The sequence below is a fragment of the Methylomonas sp. ZR1 genome, from assembly GCF_013141865.1.
Lineage (GTDB): Bacteria > Pseudomonadota > Gammaproteobacteria > Methylococcales > Methylomonadaceae > Methylomonas.
In genome coordinates, this window is the sequence record NZ_RCST01000001.1 from 1,597,595 (window position 1) to 1,616,714 (window position 19,120).

At 50.4% G+C, this 19,120-nt stretch carries 20 protein-coding genes and 1 pseudogene; 9 read left to right on the plus strand and 12 right to left on the minus strand.

The annotated features are described in order from the left end of the window. Nucleotides 1-45 precede the first annotated feature (45 nt). The 5 genes from DDY07_RS07280 to dbpA all read right to left on the minus strand — a co-directional run bounded on the left by DDY07_RS07280 (nt 46) and on the right by dbpA (nt 4,953). Nucleotides 46-420 carry a hypothetical protein gene (locus tag DDY07_RS07280; protein WP_253734425.1) on the minus strand — a complete coding sequence of 125 codons (375 nt, stop codon included), beginning with the start codon at nt 418-420 and terminating at the stop codon, nt 46-48. Between the two features lie 412 nt (nt 421-832). After that, nucleotides 833-1,255: an HIT domain-containing protein gene (locus tag DDY07_RS07285; protein WP_171695390.1), complete on the minus strand. Its 423-nt coding sequence runs from the start codon at nt 1,253-1,255 to the stop codon at nt 833-835. Between the two features lie 67 nt (nt 1,256-1,322). Further along, on the minus strand, nt 1,323-2,180 hold the full coding sequence (gene mepA, locus DDY07_RS07290; protein ID WP_171695391.1) for a penicillin-insensitive murein endopeptidase: 858 nt from the start codon (nt 2,178-2,180) through the stop codon (nt 1,323-1,325). 34 nt (nt 2,181-2,214) lie between these two features. Further along, entirely contained in the window at nt 2,215-3,351 is a 1,137-nt protein-coding gene (locus DDY07_RS07295) for an acyltransferase (RefSeq protein ID WP_171695392.1), read from the minus strand. Between the two features lie 213 nt (nt 3,352-3,564). Further along, entirely contained in the window at nt 3,565-4,953 is a 1,389-nt protein-coding gene (dbpA, locus tag DDY07_RS07300; RefSeq protein WP_033156232.1) for an ATP-dependent RNA helicase DbpA, read from the minus strand. Nucleotides 4,954-5,187: 234 nt separating this feature from the next. Between dbpA and DDY07_RS07305 the strand changes: the two genes are divergently transcribed. After that, nucleotides 5,188-5,376: a hypothetical protein gene (locus DDY07_RS07305; protein ID WP_171695393.1), complete on the plus strand. Its 189-nt coding sequence runs from the start codon at nt 5,188-5,190 to the stop codon at nt 5,374-5,376. 57 nt (nt 5,377-5,433) lie between these two features. Here the strand turns inward: DDY07_RS07305 and DDY07_RS07310 are convergent, their stop codons facing one another. From DDY07_RS07310 to DDY07_RS07335, 6 genes are read right to left on the minus strand one after another with little or no spacing between them, the layout of a single operon-like run. After that, on the minus strand, nt 5,434-5,913 hold the full coding sequence (locus DDY07_RS07310) for a hypothetical protein (protein WP_171695394.1): 480 nt from the start codon (nt 5,911-5,913) through the stop codon (nt 5,434-5,436). 38 nt (nt 5,914-5,951) lie between these two features. Beyond that, complete coding sequence (locus DDY07_RS07315; protein WP_171694791.1) at nt 5,952-6,986, minus strand: IS630 family transposase; 1,035 nt, start codon at nt 6,984-6,986, stop codon at nt 5,952-5,954. A gap of 30 nt (nt 6,987-7,016) precedes the next feature. Beyond that, nucleotides 7,017-8,021: a hypothetical protein gene (locus DDY07_RS07320; RefSeq protein ID WP_171695395.1), complete on the minus strand. Its 1,005-nt coding sequence runs from the start codon at nt 8,019-8,021 to the stop codon at nt 7,017-7,019. A 27-nt stretch (nt 8,022-8,048) separates the two neighbouring features. Next, complete coding sequence (locus DDY07_RS07325) at nt 8,049-8,924, minus strand: glycerol kinase (protein WP_171695396.1); 876 nt, start codon at nt 8,922-8,924, stop codon at nt 8,049-8,051. Between the two features lie 51 nt (nt 8,925-8,975). Continuing rightward, a complete protein-coding gene (locus tag DDY07_RS07330) occupies nt 8,976-11,066 on the minus strand; it encodes a UvrD-helicase domain-containing protein (RefSeq protein WP_253734426.1) in 2,091 nt (696 codons plus the stop codon). Between the two features lie 50 nt (nt 11,067-11,116). Next, a complete protein-coding gene (locus tag DDY07_RS07335; RefSeq protein WP_171695397.1) occupies nt 11,117-12,133 on the minus strand; it encodes a DNA-binding protein in 1,017 nt (338 codons plus the stop codon). A 281-nt stretch (nt 12,134-12,414) separates the two neighbouring features. Here DDY07_RS07335 and DDY07_RS24025 point away from each other — a divergent pair, with 281 nt between their 5' ends. The 5 genes and pseudogenes from DDY07_RS24025 (at nt 12,415) to DDY07_RS07355 (ending at nt 16,094) form a co-directional block, all read left to right on the plus strand. Continuing rightward, nucleotides 12,415-13,395, plus strand: coding sequence for an RHS repeat-associated core domain-containing protein (locus tag DDY07_RS24025; RefSeq protein WP_253734427.1), 981 nt, complete (start codon nt 12,415-12,417; stop codon nt 13,393-13,395). Beyond that, nucleotides 13,396-13,821 carry a hypothetical protein gene (locus DDY07_RS07345; protein ID WP_171695398.1) on the plus strand — a complete coding sequence of 142 codons (426 nt, stop codon included), beginning with the start codon at nt 13,396-13,398 and terminating at the stop codon, nt 13,819-13,821. Nucleotides 13,822-13,887: 66 nt separating this feature from the next. Next, nucleotides 13,888-14,103, plus strand: a pseudogene (locus DDY07_RS24415) (hypothetical protein); the annotation flags it as partial. Nucleotides 14,104-14,145: 42 nt separating this feature from the next. Further along, complete coding sequence (locus DDY07_RS24030) at nt 14,146-15,558, plus strand: RHS repeat-associated core domain-containing protein (protein ID WP_253734428.1); 1,413 nt, start codon at nt 14,146-14,148, stop codon at nt 15,556-15,558. A 119-nt stretch (nt 15,559-15,677) separates the two neighbouring features. Next, on the plus strand, nt 15,678-16,094 hold the full coding sequence (locus DDY07_RS07355; protein WP_171695399.1) for a hypothetical protein: 417 nt from the start codon (nt 15,678-15,680) through the stop codon (nt 16,092-16,094). Nucleotides 16,095-16,140: 46 nt separating this feature from the next. On the opposite strand, the gene DDY07_RS07360 is transcribed toward DDY07_RS07355, so the two are convergent. After that, complete coding sequence (locus DDY07_RS07360) at nt 16,141-17,106, minus strand: IS110 family transposase (RefSeq protein ID WP_171694354.1); 966 nt, start codon at nt 17,104-17,106, stop codon at nt 16,141-16,143. A 572-nt stretch (nt 17,107-17,678) separates the two neighbouring features. Between DDY07_RS07360 and DDY07_RS24420 the strand changes: the two genes are divergently transcribed. The 3 genes from DDY07_RS24420 to DDY07_RS07375 all read left to right on the plus strand — a co-directional run bounded on the left by DDY07_RS24420 (nt 17,679) and on the right by DDY07_RS07375 (nt 19,110). After that, nucleotides 17,679-17,909, plus strand: coding sequence for a hypothetical protein (locus DDY07_RS24420; protein ID WP_367650857.1), 231 nt, complete (start codon nt 17,679-17,681; stop codon nt 17,907-17,909). Nucleotides 17,910-18,159: 250 nt separating this feature from the next. Then, nucleotides 18,160-18,543: a DUF4844 domain-containing protein gene (locus tag DDY07_RS07370; protein ID WP_171695400.1), complete on the plus strand. Its 384-nt coding sequence runs from the start codon at nt 18,160-18,162 to the stop codon at nt 18,541-18,543. 90 nt (nt 18,544-18,633) lie between these two features. After that, nucleotides 18,634-19,110, plus strand: a complete 477-nt coding sequence (locus DDY07_RS07375; protein ID WP_171695401.1) for a DUF4262 domain-containing protein — start codon at nt 18,634-18,636, stop codon at nt 19,108-19,110. Nucleotides 19,111-19,120 lie beyond the last annotated feature (10 nt).

Consider the following 19,120-nt stretch of genomic DNA (forward strand, 5'->3'; position numbering starts at 1 on the left):
CAGGTGGGAAGATATGGCGCGGAAGTGGTAAGCAATGAAAAAAAATTACAGGCTATCAATAATCTCCAGGCAGCGCTGAAAAGCACTACGGACGATGAAAAAGGTCATTGCAAGCGGGTAGGATAGATAGTGCTCAGGTAGTGCCAGACAAATCAGCACCAATACCGCAACGGCGCAGGAATCGAAGCGGGCCAAATATTTTTGCATATAGCGCAAGGATTCTTGGGATTCCCAATCAAACTGCGGACTTTTGTTGATTAAAGCCAGTAGCATCCAACTGCTAAGCAAAGCAAAATAAACTGGAAACACGCTGAATTGCGGCGAGCCGTCGCTGAATTGCGGGCTCCAGTAACCGTACCAAGTCCATAAGCCTGCGGAGGCAAAACCATCGTGCCATATTTTGCTGGGTACTAATTTCAAACAACCACTCAATAGAAAAAGCACCGCAAGGCACGCTCCCGCACCCCATACGGCCTCTATATTGAGTAAGGGTAAAAATGCATTTTGGGTTAAGGTTAGGGGAGTTAAGATTAGACAGCAGACGATGAAAATAGGCATGGTAGTAACAATGGCTTTTTTAAGTTTTACACAGTCTGCCATAAGCTCGACGGATTTGAGCAATCGATATAAGCGGCTTACCTGGCTCGAAATTTCCTGAGCTTCTGATGCGGGCTCAAACTGGAGTCACGACATTTGCAAGCGCCTGTCCTTACGTTGCGACCTTTTTGATTGTGACGTGCTTTTGCACCGAGCGTCAATCACACAATAATTGGGTTATTTCAGTTATTGCCTATTCTCGTTTGCTATCCCTAGCTAAAGATTCACTCAATTTTCAATTGATTAAATGCATCTGCAAAGCGGAACGGAGTTGGGTGATCCTTTGTTCGGCCTGGTCGCCTGCATAGGGCAGGCTGGCGAACTTTCCCCATACCGGCGCCGGCCAGGCTTTATCGGTTTGATAGCGCACCACATGGTGCAGATGCAATTGCGGGACGAGATTGCCGATTGCGGCAATATTCAGTTTGTCGGGGCGATAAATACTCGCCAGTGCCTCGGCAAGCAGGCAGGACTCGCTTTGCAGAGCCTGTCTATCCGCCTGTCCAAGCTGATAAATTTCTCTGATATTGTGGCGCCTGGGCACCAGGATGAACCACGGGTATTGGCTGTCGTTCATCATTAACAATTCCGTTAGCGCAAAGCTCCCTACGTTAAAACAATCTTGCGCCAGTTGTTGATGAAGTACGAAATCGGGCATGGTGCTCTCAAATGAAGAATAAAATATTTAGCCGACTGATGCTGTAAAGGCCGATACGCCAATATCATCAGGGACGATGCAACAGCTGCTCGCACAATGCCGGTAACGGCGGTGGCGGCAACGGCACGCTTTTCGACGGGGCTTTGGCTTCCGCGGAAAACCACCACGCCAAACTGGCGTCGCAACCGTCGCCGGCAGGTAACGGCTCTTGCGAGTCGCAATGCGGACTATGCGCGGGGCATTTCAAGCGCACATGAAAATGATCGTCGTGTTTCCACCATGGGCGAATCTTCCTCAACCACTCGCCGGCTCCGGGACTTTTGGTGGTGCACAATTCTTGTTTGATGCTGGGGTTCACAAAAATCCTGTCGACCTCCGGTTGGCGTGCGGCTGCTTCCAGTACCTTTGCCAGATCCGGCGACCAATGCCGGTAATCCATAGTATCGTTTTGCATGTTCACGACCGACGGTGCGCTCCAGGTTTCGCGTTCATTGGCCGTTAGCTGCCGGTTACTGGCTGGTTCCGATAATAAAAACCATATATCCACATCCAAGCCTGACTGATGGCTGCGATGTCCGCTTAAAGTGGGGCCACCGCGTGGTTGGCCTAAATCGCCGATCAACAACGAGCCCAATTTATGCTCGGCGCTGAACTGGCCCAGATGCTGGATAAAACCGATTAAGTTAGGATGCCCATAATAGCGGTGGCGCGATAAGCGCATCACTTGATAACCTTGGCCGTCCAGGGGCAGGGCGGCCGCGCCGCTGATGCAGCCACTGGTATAAGTGCCGATGCTTTCGCTGGGTTCCTGGGTCGGCGTGGTGACCTTGGCCCAGTCTTGAGCCGTTGAACCAGCCTTGACCTCGTAGCTGGTGCTAAACGCGGCAACGCTTAATAATATTGTCGAAAGGGCAGCAAATCGCATGATTAAGTAGCTAAAAATGGAGTGATTATTGGGATTATAGCGTCGGCTTGCCGATGCTTGCTATGGCATCGGTCACCCTCCGCCCCAAACTCATGCTGGGGATTTCCAGCCAATGATAAAACAACAAAGAAACCCCTTGTACACAGACTATGGTGATAAGCCAGCCGCCAAACCAAAGTGCCAGCCGATTTTCGGTAAACCCTTCCAAAAATTTTAAAACCAGCGGCGTTAGACAAATCAGAATCGCCATGTGGCTGAGATAGGCGCTGTAAGACACTTTGCCGATTTGCCGTAACATCGGTTGCGATAGCACCTGCTGTGCATCTTTAGAACCTAGCACGAACATCAAAATCAAGCCGGCTCCCAAACCGGAACCCAGCCAGACTGCGGTATCGCCAAAAATGTCGGACGGCACAAAAGTGCCGCAGGTATAAAACGCTAAGCCGGTCAATAGCAACAAACGCCGTTGCCAGCGTCGGCCGGACAGGTAATGGGTAAGATCGGTGTAGTGTCTGGCAATGGTCATGCCCAATAGAAAATGCAGCAAGAAAATCGACACACCCAATAGGCTGGTCGCCAGCAAGCCAAAAAATACCAGCCAAGAACTGCCGCGTCCGGCCAGCAATAAGCCTACTGGCAACAGCAAAGACAATACCAATTCGATACTTAAAGTCCAAGCTTGCGGCAGTAGTACGATCAAGGCGGGCAATTTCAACAAAAAGCTCTCACGTAGCATGTCAGAGGGTGTTAACGGAAATTTATGCCACATGCCGGTTATCCAGTCAGTTGCCGGCAGACTGGTCTTTAGTATCGCGCTGTCGAAGGTGTTCAGAAACAGGCAGGCGCTAATCAGCAAAACCAACAAGTACGGCAACCAGATCCGAAACATCCGATTGATCAAGAAACGCGCCAAATGAAACTCGCTCAGATCGGGTATGTGTCCCGTGCGAAAATAGCGCAAAGACAGCACCACGCCACTGAGCACGAAAAACATCGATACTGCCGCCGAGCCGTCCCACCAAATGTGTAGCGGCGAGAAATCCAACCATTGCTGGCAAAGTGGCGTTTCGCAGGGTAGGCCATAGGCGATGACGAAATGTTCGCTGATAACGGCCAAGGCCGCCAGGCCGCGAATGGTGTCCAGGTAACTGATATGTGTTTTAGGTGCCACAGGCGAATCTTATTTTGGAGTAGTCAGTGTCGGCTGGCATAGGTATAGCAGGCTTTGGCGATTCGGCTATCGAGCGCTGTTATATTTGCTGGGTTGCGAAAGCAGACGCTGTTAAGTTGCTGATCATCCGTCTTCAGTCGTCATCCCCGCGTCGGCAGGGATGCGGGAATGCCGTCAGAAAAACCAAGCAAAACCGCTGCTCAAGGCTTTAAACTAATTCCATTGCGATTTGCGCACGTTGAAATTGCGGCCCTTGATTTTGCCGGCCCGCAAGCAGGTCAAAGCCTTATCCGCACTGCCGCGTTTCACCGCTACATAGGCGTGTTTATCGAAGATGTCGATTTTGCCCACTTCGCCGCCGGCTATGCCGTTAGCGCCGGTGAGTGCGCCCAAAATATCGCCCGGCCGCATCTTGTCCTTGCGGCCGCCGTCTATCCATAGCGTGACCATCGGCGGCTCGAAGCGGTGTTCGCTGCTCAGTTTAAACGGCGCGATTTCGTCCCATTTCACGGAACCTGCCATATAGTCTTCGATGGCTTTCACGCGGTTTAACTCCGCTTCGCTGACTAAACTCAGTGCCAGGCCTTTCGCGCCGGCACGGCCGGTACGGCCAATTCGGTGCACGTACACTTCCGGGTCCCAAGGTAGTTCGTAATTGATCACCGCTTGCATGTCTTTGATGTCCAGGCCGCGCGCGGCAACATCGGTAGCGACCAGAATCGAACAGCTTTTATTGGCAAAACGCACCAACACTTGATCGCGGTCTTTTTGTTCCAAATCGCCATGCAAGGCCTGCACGGAAAAGCCGCAATTGGTCAATGTATCTGCCACGTCCTGGCATTCGCGCTTGGTATTGCAAAACACCACCGTCGATTCCGGGCGATGATAAGCCAGCAAATAACCGAGCGCATTCAGGCGTTTGGCTTTGTCTAGCTGATGAAAACGTTGTTCGATAGGGTTGTCCAGATGGCTGGTTTCGACGCTGACCGAGATCGGTTTGAATTGAAATTTCTGGCTCAAGGCGCGAATCGGCTCGGCGTAAGTCGCGGAGAATAGCAGCGTTTGCCGATGTGTCGGCGCGTAGGCAATTACGTCGGAGATGATGTCCGCAAAGCCCATGTCCAGCATGCGGTCGGCCTCGTCCAGCACCAATACTTTTAAATGATCCAGGCGCAAGCTGGCTTTTTGCAGATGTTCCTGCAATCGGCCCGGAGTACCCACCACCACATGCACGCCGTGTTCCAGCGAACTGCGCTGCGGCGCGAACGGTGTGCCGCCGCACAAGGCCAGCACTTTAATATTTTGCGTGAAGCGGGCTAATTGGCGGATTTCTTTGCAGACCTGATCGGCCAATTCGCGGGTAGGGCAAATCACCATGGCTTGCACTTTAAAGCTGCTCAAATCCAGCCGCGACAACAAGCCAATGCCAAACGCCGCCGTCTTGCCGCTGCCGGTCTTAGCTTGGGCGATCACATCCTTGCCTTCCAGAATATGCGGCAGACTTTCGGCCTGGATTGGTGTCAGGTGGGTGTAACCCAGCGATTCGATGTTTTCCAGCAGGGCGGGTTTTAACGGCAGGGACGAAAATTCGGGTGTATTCACAAAGGCTCTAATCGATATGATGCGGCGCGCTTGCCGACATGCGGGAGGCCATGATACCAGAGTTGCACATTGGGTCCTTGCCGAATCAACGGGCTGCCAGCTTGCCATTCGCAGTCGATTTTTCACTTATCGGCCGATAAACAAAATTGTCCGCCGTTCAAACATTAAAAATATCGATCATTCGCTTGAAGCCGGAGCCAGATAAGTGCAGTGAAAGCTTGGCTCCAAACGACGATGAAAAACACGATTGAGTTGCTGGCCTCGGTTTTGATCATGCCCGGCGCCAAAGCTGTGGACGTTGGACAAGTGGCTGGCGAAACTGGCCGATCACTTTGGTATTGCCTATCAGGCTTCGCCGACCGCGAATTGCTTTACATTTGTTCCGTGCGGTTCGTGACCTCATCGCACGCTACCAACTGGTAATGGACGCTGGAGCGTCCGAGGATGCGTTCCCACGCGGAGCGTGGGAACGATAAAAAATTAACGGTTTTGGCCTAGGTCGCCCAACCAAAACGCTCCGGATTTTATAAACTCCTTATCATCCAGTTCCCCATGCGTTTGAGGATATTCCCCATGATGCTCGTACGGTAAAGTCCTAAAATATAAATTCTTTTTAATATCCTTCATTCCATTTAATCCGTCTATATAGGTTAAGTTATTTACGACGTTCACCCATCGACCTAAAGTTCGTTTATTTTCAGATATAGGGGACTCGTAGAAGTTGTCTATTTGAGTTAATAGAGTTCCTGTTTGCCCAAAACCAAAATATTGAGACTCGACATTTTCGGCAATGGGATGAAGTGTTATATTGAAAAACTTTGTCAAAGTATGTTTTCTAATATAAGGCACCACAGATTCCTCAAAGTCTTTGAAGGAAGCAGCAGATGCTAAATAAACGATTTTTTCAAATTCGATGTCCGGAAAGTATGTCAATACATTATTGGCTATTATTGTTCCCATACTATGCCCTACAAGTACTGCTCATAAAGAAAGTATTGTCACTCGCCAGCATATCGACATTCCGGATGCCTAAAGAAAGATTTCACGACATCCGGGAGTTTCTGTAATCGGTGCATGGCCGATTGAACGAGTTTCTTTAATTCGATTTTATTTTCCGGCATTTGCTTGGCGACACGCGGCTTGATATAGCCCCAGACCTGTTCATCGGGATTCAATTGCGGCGCATACGGTGGCAAAAAGGCCAATTTCAACCGGCCTTGCTGCTGGTCCACAAAGGTTTTTACGATCTTGGTCTTGTGAATCGGATGGCCGTCGACGACCAGAATGATCGGCTGTTCGGCACCGCGCAGCAGGCGCTTCAAGAATTCAACAAATACCTCGGCGGTGACGTTGCCTTCCTGCACCATGAAGCGAAAATCGCCCCGCGCACTGACCGCCGAGATCAGATTCAAACCATATCGGCGCCCGGTTGCCTTCACGATGGGTGTGCGTCCGACCGGCGCCCAGGTAGTGCCGGCATGAAAGTCAGAACGGACGCCCGCTTCGTCAGCAAAATAAATCACCGCGCCGGTGCGTTTCGCTTCGGCCTTCAAGGCAGGAAACTCGTCAGCCTGCCACTTTTCCACCAGCACCGGGTCTTGCTGCCAAGCCCGATATAAGGGCTTTTGCGGGGTAAAGCCGAGAATCCGCATGATCCGCCCCACACTCGGTGCGGTCAGGCGCTTACCAAACTGGCGGTGAATGATTTCGCCGATCAACGACAAGGTCCACAAGCCACACTCCAGTTTCATCTGCCAGGGCGTTTTATCTCGCACCATCTCGGCAATCCAGCGCATTTCTTCAGGCGTCACCAGCGGTGGACGCCCCGTGATCTTCTTGGCCAGCAGGGCGTTTTGCCCCCCGGTCGCAAAGTCTGATAGCCAGCGAAACACGGTGCGGATGTTGACGCCCATGACTGCCGCTACGCTGGCAGCGGTCTGCCCGTTTTTCACTGCTTTGACCGCCTGCTGACGCATTACTTGCAGGGTATGGTGATCAATTTCTCGACCATCGGAATCTCGTTTACATTTCATGCGCGTATTATCGCATGAATATGGCTTAACTTATTTTAAGAGCAGTAACACCTTTACGTTTTTGTTTTTGTCTTGCTTTTCCTTCAGTATTCTAAAAAATTTACTCGCAGCCCCCTCTTTACTTGCCTGATAATTTTCAATGCTATCTTTTCTGTAATCACAGCCATCATCTTCATCGTAACAGATTCTTTTTGAGAACATTATTTCTGTTCGTCTTTTCATTGTTGACCAGGCACTTGTAGCCAACGTATCAAATATAGGGGCAGTAGTTAGCGCTAGTGTTGCTTGACCAAAGTTTAGTAAGCCATCTCCAACTTTTTTAGTTAAGGAACGCTCATCACAAAGTTTTGGCAACTCTCCAAAATTGTATTTATTGTTAACAATACTAGGAGTATTTGTTTTGCACTGATTGTTGACAAAGTCACCAGAAAGATAATGTTTGCTTAGTTCAGAAGCATTATTCTCACCACCGTACTCACCAAAGAGAATTGATTTTCCATAATTATTCATTACTTGAAAAAACCTCATGGGAGCTCTGGTAACTCCTCTACCAATATCCTCTAAAAAGGTAAATGGGGCTGTCAGTGGCCCCCAGACTTCTAAGTACTCACCTTGTCGACTATGTAGCAAATGCTCTTTGTATGTTGTCCAGAACCCAGACCGCCAATCAATAAAAATCGGAGTATATCCAGTCTCTTGAATCTGCTTGGATATTTTATTTGCCTTATCTACTGACTCACTTGGATAATTGAGGCCTCCATGTATATATATAGCAATTTTATTATTTTCTTTTAACGCTTCATCTATTCTTTTTTCGATATACTCCAATTCAGGATCTTTATTTGACTGATGGTTTTCAATTTCTTTAACTTTTTGAGTTCCAAAAATCGTGTGGCCAGGTATCTCTAACTCACCATCCCTATCAATTGATATAATGTTATCCTTTGCGGGTAAAGTAGTGCATCCAACCAGGAAAGCTAAACCAAAAATAAATTTATAAATCCTAATATTGGTCATTGGCGCGAAGCAAGTCATTTTCGACCTCATGGCTCAGTCGATTAATCAATAAGCCTGCACCCCAAACTTCAACAACAACCTCGGCAAAATATCGTCCAGATTCAGCACGTCCTTATCGGTCAATTCAATCAGATTGAAATTATATTTCTGGTAGATAGCGAGTTTTTCCTGTTTGCGGGCTAGATATTTGGCGTCGTTTTCGTAGCCCCAGAACTCGATATACACCTTGCCGGTGGGGATGTAAAAGTCGCAGTACATTTCTTCCTCAATCGGCAGTTTGCGCTCGTAGGCGTGAACGATTTCCGCCATGTACAGCCAGTTGTCGATCAGCATTTCCGCCTTGGAGCGGACGAAATGACCATCGGTGGTTCGGTGGGTGGCTTCGAATTTGTGACGGAAGCTGTCCATCTTGTCGGTATCGGTCTTGGGCTTATCGACGCCCTTGATGTTATCGACGTTGTCTTTCAATGCCCGATTGCGGGTGATTTTTTCCGGCCAGCGCACGTAAGGAATGCCGGAACGGCTGTCTTCGCCTTGCTCGGCACCCATCGCCAATCCCTGCTCGGTGACCAACCAGCCTTTCAAGCCCTTTTTGATCCAGCCGAGTTCTGAAAGGATATAGTTCATTTTGTTGGCGGACAGCTCAAAGTGTTGCCCCAACACGGTGGCGGTCAGCAACTTAGCTGCTTCCGGTTTGGCAGCCGCGGTTGGCACTTGAAAATCCTCGGGCCAGGCGACGTATTGGCCGTATTTACCGGTTAGATAGACACCGCCGGCGGCACTGCCTGCGTCGGTTAACTGCCATTTGTCGTCTTGCTTTTCGATTAGGCCCAGTGCAGTCAACTGCCCGAACATTTGCTCTTGGGACACCCCGCGCAATTTGGCCAGTTGGGTGGTGGATAGGCGTTTATCTTCACTCATTGCTGTAGTTCTCTAGTTAGACCGACATAGTTTAGATTATGCTGGCTGCCCTCAGCCTGCGTTCACTGTTGATTTACTCTTGGCTGCCTGTAGATCGATAAATTGCTCTGTATGCGAACAGGAAAACGCTGCGTTTTTTCGGTAATGCGAGCAGCCCCAAAATTGGCCATGCGGTCCTTTGCGCAACACCATGGCGCCTTGGCAACGCGGGCAAATGGGTTCGACAAAGTCGCAACGGCGGTTTTTACACACACGAAAGCGGCCTTGGGTTTTCAAGCCGCCGCCGCACCATTGACAAGCCCGTTGGGTGTGATTGCAGAGTGGATATTGATTGCAGCCAAAAAAGCTGCCGTACTGGCTATCTCGGGGTACCATCCAGCCGGTTTTGCAGGCTGGACAGGGAATATCGGCCATCTGCTCTTGAAAGCCGGGACCGGTAAATTCGTCGACCGTAACGGCATAGTCGCCGTCAATTAATTCTCTGACAAACGGCGACGGGTTAAGGCCGTTGGTGACCAAATAGACGTGATGCCTTGCCCGCGTCAGTGCCACGTAGAACAGGCGACGTTCTTCGGCATGTGCGAAGGCCTCGGCCTGAGGCAACAACAACTCCAGCAAAGGATGGGTGGCTTTTTCCGACGGAAAGCCATGTTCGCCTTTGTCCAAGCCGAACACGACGACATAATCGGCTTCTTTACCCTTGGAGGCATGTACCGTCATGAATTGCAGTGACAGCTGCGGATAACGACGCTTTAAGACGGCGACATCGGGGCGTTTGAAGTTGAAGCGCGCTAACAGCAGTACACTGGCGGATGGCTTAGCTTTCCCGGCGATAGCGTCGAGTGCCGCCTGTATGCCGGTCAAATCCTGATCGGTTTTGATTAGCGACACGGCGGCCTGCTCGACAAGTCGCAGGCTACGAATCTGTTTGTTGATCTGGCTGGGGTTTTGGATGACGAAGCGCGACGCTACTTCACCGATTTTGTTATTGAAGCGAAAGGTTTGATCCAGCACGCTGGTCGCCGTATCGCCAAAGTGGGTTTGAAACTCCTTGGTCAGCGCAACGTCGCTGCCGGTAAAACGGTAGATGGATTGCCAGTCGTCGCCAACACCAAATAAGCTGGCTTCCGGTTGCTGGGACATCAAGGCTTTCAGTAAGCGCGCCCGGCTAGCCGAAATATCCTGAAACTCGTCCACCAATAAGTATTGGTACGGAGACATAAAGCGTCCGGATTCGACGTACTCGATGGCTCTGCCGATCATGTCATCAAAGTCGATGGTGGCGTTGTCGCGCAACTGTTGTTGGTAAGCTTGGTAGATCGGTTCGAATAAATGCGCGGCGGCGCGCATGCGTTCCTGGTCTTCATGCTTGTCGGCCTTTTCGACCAGTTGTTTGATGCTGAGGTAAGCGGCTTTGAACAAGCTGAGGATTTGCGCCATCAGTTTGCTGAATTCCGATACCCGGCCTAGCTGATTGAGTTGGTTGAGTAATTCATTTTGTGGCAAGGGTTGGAACTGAACACCGGCAGCCAGTAATTTTTCGCTGAGTACTTCGGTCAATCGCCCTTGTTGTTTCAGGTAGCTATAGGTTTCGATTAGCGGGGTTTGATATTTTGCATGTAACGCCCGCTTCCAGGCCATGCCGGCCAAGTAGTTTTCTTGATTGATAAACGGCGGCGTTTGCTTCAGCTCGTTGACCGCAAAGTGTTCGATGTAAATGCCGTAAGCCGGCAGAAAGAAGTCCGGTTGGTAGACGCGGTAGTCCGGGCCGGAGGTATTGACCTGGTAATTGGCCTCGTATTGATAGGCTATCCCTTGGCGATACAAGAAATTGGCAATCTCGCACTCCTCGTAGCTTTTGACCAGCTCGCCCTGTAGCGTACGAATATCGTTTTCGAGGATGTAGGCGTTGTAGTCACCCAAACTCTTGAAATTGAATTGGCTTTTATAGGGATAGGCAAAGCGCAAAAAATAGGTCAGCAGCCGCGAGCGATAACGTTCATCCTCCAGCAAGCTTTGAATGTGGCTATCGACAAACGCGGCGCGCAAGGCCTCGTCCTCGGCCATTTTGTCGATGGCCGGCCTGGTACCTTCAACCTGGCTAATGATGAGGGACGGCCGGGATTCATGTAAAACTGCCAAAAAGATTGCTTATCTATTTGAATTAAAATACTAATTCAGGTTGTCAAGAGTTATTTTTCAGTAACAGTCTGCGGTGGAGCTAGTGTTTGCAAAATTCGCTCATGCGTGGCGATAACAGCTCTGGCAGTCAGTAATTCCGTTTCAAGCTGTTGACCTACCGCTATCCTTTCCTGAAGTCTTTCAGCGCTATTTTTATTTTCTGCGATCAGCACTGTTTCCCGCTCACTGGCTTTCGCCAATTGCAACATGAGTTGCTCGTTTTTGAGCTCAGCCACTCCAAGCCGTTCTTTTGAATGACGCAGCATTCGAACCTCTTGATCCAGGTTATTGAAATCATTTCTTACATGAATCAGTTCACTGGATAATCTGGCGTTATTTTCGTGACTGACCATAAGTTCTTGCTGTTTGCTCGTTATCGAATCTTTAGCGATGCGCAATTCGCCTTGCAAAAATTGAATTTGTTGTTCGTATTGGCGGCAATCCTGTTCACGTTGTTCCTTCGCCGCTGTGCGGAAATGCTCCAGGGCTTCGCGGGCATGCCGGTGTTTTTCTTCCAATGACTGGCGATGTTCCTCTGCCTTAGTTTGTTGTGATTCCAAATCACGGAGGTGCTGAATCAACTGAGCATTCGCAAGTTTCTCTTCTTGGAGCTTAGTCCGTGTATCTGCGTGGGCTTTTTTTTCAGCAGTAAGCTCAAGGGTCAACCGCTCTGATTGTCCCCGAAATGAATCCACTTCGTTTCTCAACGCCGCAATAATATCGTTCAGTTTGGCCAAGTCCTCTTTATGCTTATCCGTTAAGGTGGCAATTCGTTCATCAGCTTCTTGGTGCAGGCGTTCCGCCAGTCTGGACGATAAATCCAAAATGGCGTCACTCGCCGCAACCTTCTTGCCGTTATGAATCCCTTCCTCTTCCTCGATTTCCTTGAGATAGCGATGAATCGTAGTCTTTGAGCCTGTATTGCCAAGCTCGCTACGAATCGCGTCAATAGAAGGATTTCGGCCTAGTGCCAGCAAATTGTTTCTTGCCCTCACTACCTCGGTTTTATAAATACCGCCTCTCGCCATAATAGTCACTCCGAGTATTTCATACCGTATTACGTAATACGATGTTACATGCTATTTTAACGAAAGTCTACGCGAATAATTTATGCTTTATGATATGCGATAATGGTTGATTATCACATGTTAGACGCATATTCCTTGTTAAAAAGCCCAAATCCCAATACAGCCAGAACCTTTGTAGTGGCTTAAAGCCATACTACGGCAAAGGTAACCTCGACAACCAACTGACCAGCGCCAACAAAACCGGCTCGGCCAACAGCCTGGCTTATGATGGCGCCGGCCGCTTGAGTCAAACCACCCTGGCGGGCGTCGTCACCAACCTGAGCTACGACGGCAGCGACCTGGTGGCTGAATACAACAGCACCGGCACCCTGCTGAGACGTTACGTACACGGCCCTGGCGTTGACCAACCCTTAGTCTGGTACGAAGGCGCCGTCACCACCAACAAAACCTGGCTATACAGCGACCACCAAGGCAGCATTGTCGCCACCGCCAACAGTGCCGGCACCAGTACCGCCACCTTGAGCTACGGCCCTTACGGCGAACCGAATGCCACCACCGGCGTCCGCTTCCGCTACACCGGCCAGCAGCTGATTGGCCCGCTGAACCTGTACTACTACAAAGCGCGGATGTACTCGCCGGCGATTGGCCGCTTCCTGCAAACTGATCCGATTGGCTACCAGGATGGCTTGAATCTGTATGCCTATGTGGGGAATAATCCGTTTAATCGGAATGATCCCAGTGGGAAATTGTCTCAAGGAACGGTTGATTTCTTTGCTGGATTTGGAGACACGATTTTGTTGGGATTTGGTGACGATCTTCGTAATGTTCTTGATATTGATGGTGGTATAAACTACAACTCACAAGAATATTCTGCTGGTGAGTATGCCGGTATTGCGACAAGCTTTGCTACAGGAGTAGCCGGTGGAGTAAGAGCTGCTGGTACACGAGGCGCTGGTTTGGAGTTTTCTCATTGGATCCCTGCTAGATCTGGAGGCCCCCGTTCTATTTTTAATGGAAACTTTGTTTCAAAAGAAACTCACGCATTGTCTGATCCATATCGTTATCGATTCATGTCCAGATCGTGGAAAGCGGAAAATCCAATGCCTAGTGTTATTTCTCAGCAGTGGACACGACTACCAAATGTTTACAAAGGGGCTGTGTCAGGCGGTTTATATGGAACGTTAGGTGCCGCTATGTCGGGGAATAGTTCATATAATAATTCTATGTTTGATAGTGTAAACCTTAGTGCCGCTAAAAAATAAATGCTAGATTTTTTTAAGAACATGCTTGGGATAAATTGCGGATTATCTAAATTGGAAGTATTGATTCTAGATACTGTGCGCAACAATATTGATCCTTCTATGATTAACTTATGGGATAGACAGCTGCAAGCGATAAATAAAATTCAGCGTCTTCCTGGTGGCGTTGAGGTAAATTTTTATAGAATGAAAAATGGGAAGCCGAATTTTGATGGCAATATTGCATTTCCTAATAAATCAGATGAATATGAAATAGCGAAAGTATATCTTCGGATAGAAAATAGTTCGATTGAGAATGTAGCTTCTGTATGGTGTGTTAAAGGTTTGATTTTTTCAATTGAATACACAAGCTGTGCAGATTATTTTGAAGAAGTTATTGCAATGGATCCAATGCCAGAAATTTCTATTAAATGCATACTGAATCAGTAACTTAAAATCAGCGTAGGTCCGAATAGCGAAGCGTATTCGGACGCATGTGATTAAAAAAAACGCCGCCTGACCAGCACCACCGCCGGCGGCAAAACCCTGGCCTACCAATACGACCCGGCCGGCACCCGCACCCGCACCACCTGGCCGGAAGCCACCGCGTTCTACATCACGGCCAGCTACGACGCCCTCAACCGGCCGACCGCCCTGCTGGAGAACGGCACCGTCAGCCTGGCCAGCTATGCCTACGACGACCTGTCGCGGCGCACCACCGTCACCCTGGGTAACGGCACCACCACCGTCACCGGCTACGACGCGCAATCGGCGTTGGCCAGCCTGACCCAAAACCTGGCCGGCACCGCCCAGGACAACACCTGGAGCTACACCCGCAACCAGGTGCAAGACATCAAAGCGGCCAGCTGGAGCAACAACAGCTACCAATGGACCGGCTACACCAACGGCACCCGCAGCTACACCGCCAACGGCCTGAACCAATACGCCACGGCCGCCGGCAGCACCTTAAGCTACGACGCCAACGGCAACCTCGGCGGCGACGGCGTGTGGACCTACGCTTACAACCTCGACAACCAACTGACCAGCGCCAACAAAACCGGCTCGGCCAACAGCCTGGCCTACGACGGCGCCGGCCGCTTGAGCCAAACCACCCTGGCCGGCGTCGTCACCAACCTGAGCTACGACGGCAGCGACTTGGTGGCTGAATACAACAGTACCGGCACCTTGCTGAGACGCTACGTACACGGCCCCGGCGTCGACCAACCCCTGGTCTGGTACGAAGGCGCCGTCACCACCAACAAAACCTGGCTGTACAGCGACCACCAAGGCAGCATCGTCGCCACCGCCAACAGTGCCGGCACCAGTACGGCGATCTTAAGCTACGGCCCCTATGGCGAACCCAATGCCACCACCGGCGTCCGCTTCCGCTACACCGGTCAGCAGCTGCTGGGACCGCTCAACCTGTACTACTACAAAGCGCGGATGTACTCGCCTGCCATCGGCCGATTCTTGCAGACTGATCCGATTGGCTACCAGGACGGCTTGAACCTGTATGCCTATGTGGGGAATAATCCGTTTAACCGTCGCGATCCAAGCGGTTTATTTCTCGAAACTGCCTGGGATGTTGCGAATATCGCTTTGGGGGCCACATCGCTTGCCGCGAATGTTAGCCAAGGCAATTGGGGCTGGGCCACTTTGGATGCTGCTGGTCTTATCTATGACGGAGTGGCAACCGCCATACCGTTCTTGCCGGCAGGCGTCAGTGCAGGCTTGAAATCCTTGGAAGCTGGGAATTCAATTCGAACATCCGCTCAAATCGGATACGATGTGTCTCAAGTTGCCGACGTAGCGCATCAAGTCACGCGGATGGCACCGACAACTTCAAATGCGGCGGTGCAAGGATCGCGCTATCACGATACGGTTGGGAATATCTTGAACGACGGAAACATATTGAGTTCCGGAGCGGCCAATGCTTTTACAGGGGCAAATCGCGCTAAAGGTGGGCCAGATATATCATGGGGTGGTTCTAATCTTTGGGCAGATTTAACGACGAAAGGGGAGTGGACGAAGCATGTCAACAAATATACAGGCGATTATGGTTTAGGAATCCCATTATTTTATGAGCGGGGCGTTGGTTTAACCAATGTCAATAGGCTTTACAGTGGTGCGAGTGTAGGTTTGGCAGGGATACAATTAGGAGCGTCATCTATTTCTGGTAGAAAATAATAAGTGTCAGTAAGCAAAGGTCTTTATTGAATTATCGTTGGTCGAGAAACCCGTTATTCTCCGTGGTTTCTCGGTCGAAAAAAAGTTTCCGGATTTTTCCTCTAACTAGCGAATAATTTATGGCGGTAATTAAAGGTTTATTCTTCATAGTCCTAGGTTTAGAGACAAAACAAGGGCCATGGTGGTTAGGTAGCAAGAAGGTTTACTATTATTTACCGCCATCACTTGAACAGCTTCAGGCATTAGCAAATCAACGTAGTGATATTGTCCTTAAAGAAAGTGACACAGGCAGTAGAGCAGAGAGAGACACCTTAGTATTAGATCCGACCGGGAATATTTCCGGTAAGCTCTATTTGTCAAAAAGTCATCTTATGACAAAGAATCCCGATGAGAACACATTAAATTGGATGATCGATATCGCGAAACAGCTGAACGGACGGGTCAAAGATAATCGAAGCAGAACCTATCGCTCATCTGATGATTATTATGTCGATCCTAAAGATGAAGAGGTGGTTAAGCATAACGCTAGTCTCTGAACCCGTAAGCCACAATTGGTAGCCCGCGTAGATACTGTTATCCAAGTCAAGCCAAATGAATAGCCGAATCGAAGGGTTTGGCGGATTTTAAGACGCCGAACGCCACATGAATCAATTTTCGCATCATGGCGCCGATAATGAGTTTATTGGGCTTACCGGCGCAGGCTAATCGGTTCCTGAATTGTTTCCCCCAGGCGGTTTTATACAATGTGACCATGGCTGGCATATACATGGCTTTTCGCAAGAACGAGTGGCCTATTTTGGAGAGTCTGGGTTTGCCCTTAATACTACTACCCGATTCGTATTGCCTAGGATCGAGTCCGGCAAAGGCTGCGGCTTGTCGGCTATTGGCGAAGCGCGAGGTATCGGCGTAGAACGCTAGGATAATAGCGCTGGTGCGCTCGCCAATGCCGGGGATGCTGTCGAGTAATTCGCGCTGTTGCTTGAGATCGGGATGGCGATCAATGTGATCATTGATGGCGTCGATCAATTGTTGGATAGCGGTATCCAGCCAATTCAGATGCTGCTGAATGTCCTCGCGCACCGCTTCGCGAGCCACCTGCAAACGGTTGCTTTCTTGGGTGCGCATGGTTTGCAGGGCGTCCAGGCGCAGCACTAGTGCGCGTAACGTGACTTCCGCCTCGCAACGGGGTTGCCAAGCGGATGGTTTGCGTTCGGCGCAGAAATCGGCAATGAGTTTAGCATCGACCGTATCGGTCTTGCTGCGGGTGAGCCGTGAAGCGCCATAAGCTTTGATTTGTGCCGGATTGACGACGCTGACAGTTAAGCCGTTGGTTGCCAGATGCTGAGCAACGTCTTCCCAATAAATGCCGGTCGCTTCCATGCAGACCTGCACGGATTCAGCTTTTTGGGCGTTTAGCCACGTCAACAAAGCTGTAAAGCCTTCAAGCGAATTGGGAACCACTTTGGCGCGAAACTTACCGTTGGACAAGCGTAATGAGCAATCCAGCTTGGCTTTTGAAACATCGATACCGAGATAAAAATGGGACATTGAAAACCTCAAATGATCTACCTTGTGAATGCAGGCTGCCGGAATCCGGGCCGAAGAGACTGTCCGATCGTTGATCGAGGGTGGGTCACTGCTGCAGGGGTCTACGTCTCGGGCTTCAATAGTCCAAGGTCCGATACGGCATCCAGTGACCCAAACCTGAGGTGCCCCTCAGGCATGTTTTGCGAGATTTCATTATCTCCTGAAAAACACGGGTGGATAATACAAGGTCCGAATAGCGGAGCGTATTCGGACGCATGTAATTAAAATGCCGCCTGACCAGCACCACGGCCGGCGGCAAAACCCTGGCCTACCAGTACGACCCGGCCGGCACCCGCACCCGCACCACCTGGCCGGAAGCCACCGCGTTCTACATTACCGCCAGCTACGATGCCCTGAACCGGCCGACCGCCCTGCTGGAGAATGGCACCGTCAGCCTGGCCAGCTATGCCTACGACGACCTGTCGCGGCGTACCACCGGCTACGGTTACGACACCCAATCGGCGCTGGCCAGCCTGACCCAAAACCTGGCCGGCACCGCCCAGGACTACACCTGGAGCTACACCCGCAACCAGGTGCAAGACATCAAAGCGGCCAGCTGGACTAACGACAGCTACCAATGGACCGGCTACACCAACGGCACCCGCAGCTACACCGCTAACGGCCTGAACCAATACGCCACGGCCGCCGGCAGCACCTTAAGCTACGACGGCAACCTGGGTGGCGACGCGGTCTGCCCTTTCGGCTCAGCCGAGACACTTCACGAATCGATTGATCCACTCGCAATAGGTGCGACCGGTATGTAGCGAATAATGCATGTGCCGCATGATGCGACGAACATCTTCCAGCATGGAAGGCGATTTCCTGCTTGACACCAAATGATTAGCAACTATAGTGAGGCGCTATATCAATTATAGAGACAACTGTGTCCGAATCCATGGCGAATATCAGGTTATCAATGCACATTTGCGCGGTTTGGCCGTTATCAGGCTCAAATGGACCGGTAATATCAACTTGTCAGGCAGATTTGTCGGATAATCAATAGCTAGCGACTCAATGAACGCCGACGCCAACAATATTCTCGCTGCTCTAGCTGCTTTTCGAGACACCAAAAAGTTTCAATGCACCGAGTCAGAGTTTCGTCTTATCAACCCGTCGCCCGCATCGATAACACAACCGATGGAGGTCGCACTTGATCAGTGCGCCACAGACCTATCGTCGCTAGTGCAGCGAGGTGCACCGCAGGCTCAGCTCAAAGCGTGTATTGCTGCCTCACTTCGCGCCGTCGAAAAACCGTTTGATACCGAAGACCGTGAGTATCTCTGCTTTTACTACAGCCAATTGGGACAATGTGCGGGCGTCAAAGTCGGGTCATTGTTAAATCGGTGGCTCTATGGATATTGGTTATCAACTCTGTTGCGGTTCTTCAGCCGTGGTTAATCCGGCGATCAACCTCGTTCCCTTTGGTCGCCGGATGCTGCGCGATAAAGCAGCGCTGCGCCTGTTAGCCAGGCGTTAGGTGCCAAAAACATGGTTCGTACTGTCGGCACAGATCCCGGTGAAACCAAGCTTCTCGAAGATGTTGAGAAGTTTGGTTGGCATTGCCTCAATATTTTGGGGGAGGGCGAGTTCCCCTCTTACTCGTTCACTGTGGGGCTATTTCATTCTTATCAGCATCCGGAACTGATCATTTTCGGGTTGCCTGCTAACGTAGCGCATCAAATACTGCATATCGCGGCAGAAGCCATAAAAGACGGCAATCCCATTGATCTCGCTCTCCCCACAGAAGAGCTGTTGGAGGGTTATTCATGCTGTTTTGTCGAGGTTCCTGTTTCCCATTATCGCGAAAACGTGGGCTTTTGCAGGTGGTTTTATGAGGGTGACGCCTTCCCTCTATACCAAGTCGTTTGGCCGTCTCGCGAAGGCCACTTCCCTTGGCACTCTGCGGTATCCGAATCGTTTCGGTCAATACAACCCGTATTAGGGGCGTCACGTCATGGCACCTAAGTTACATGCT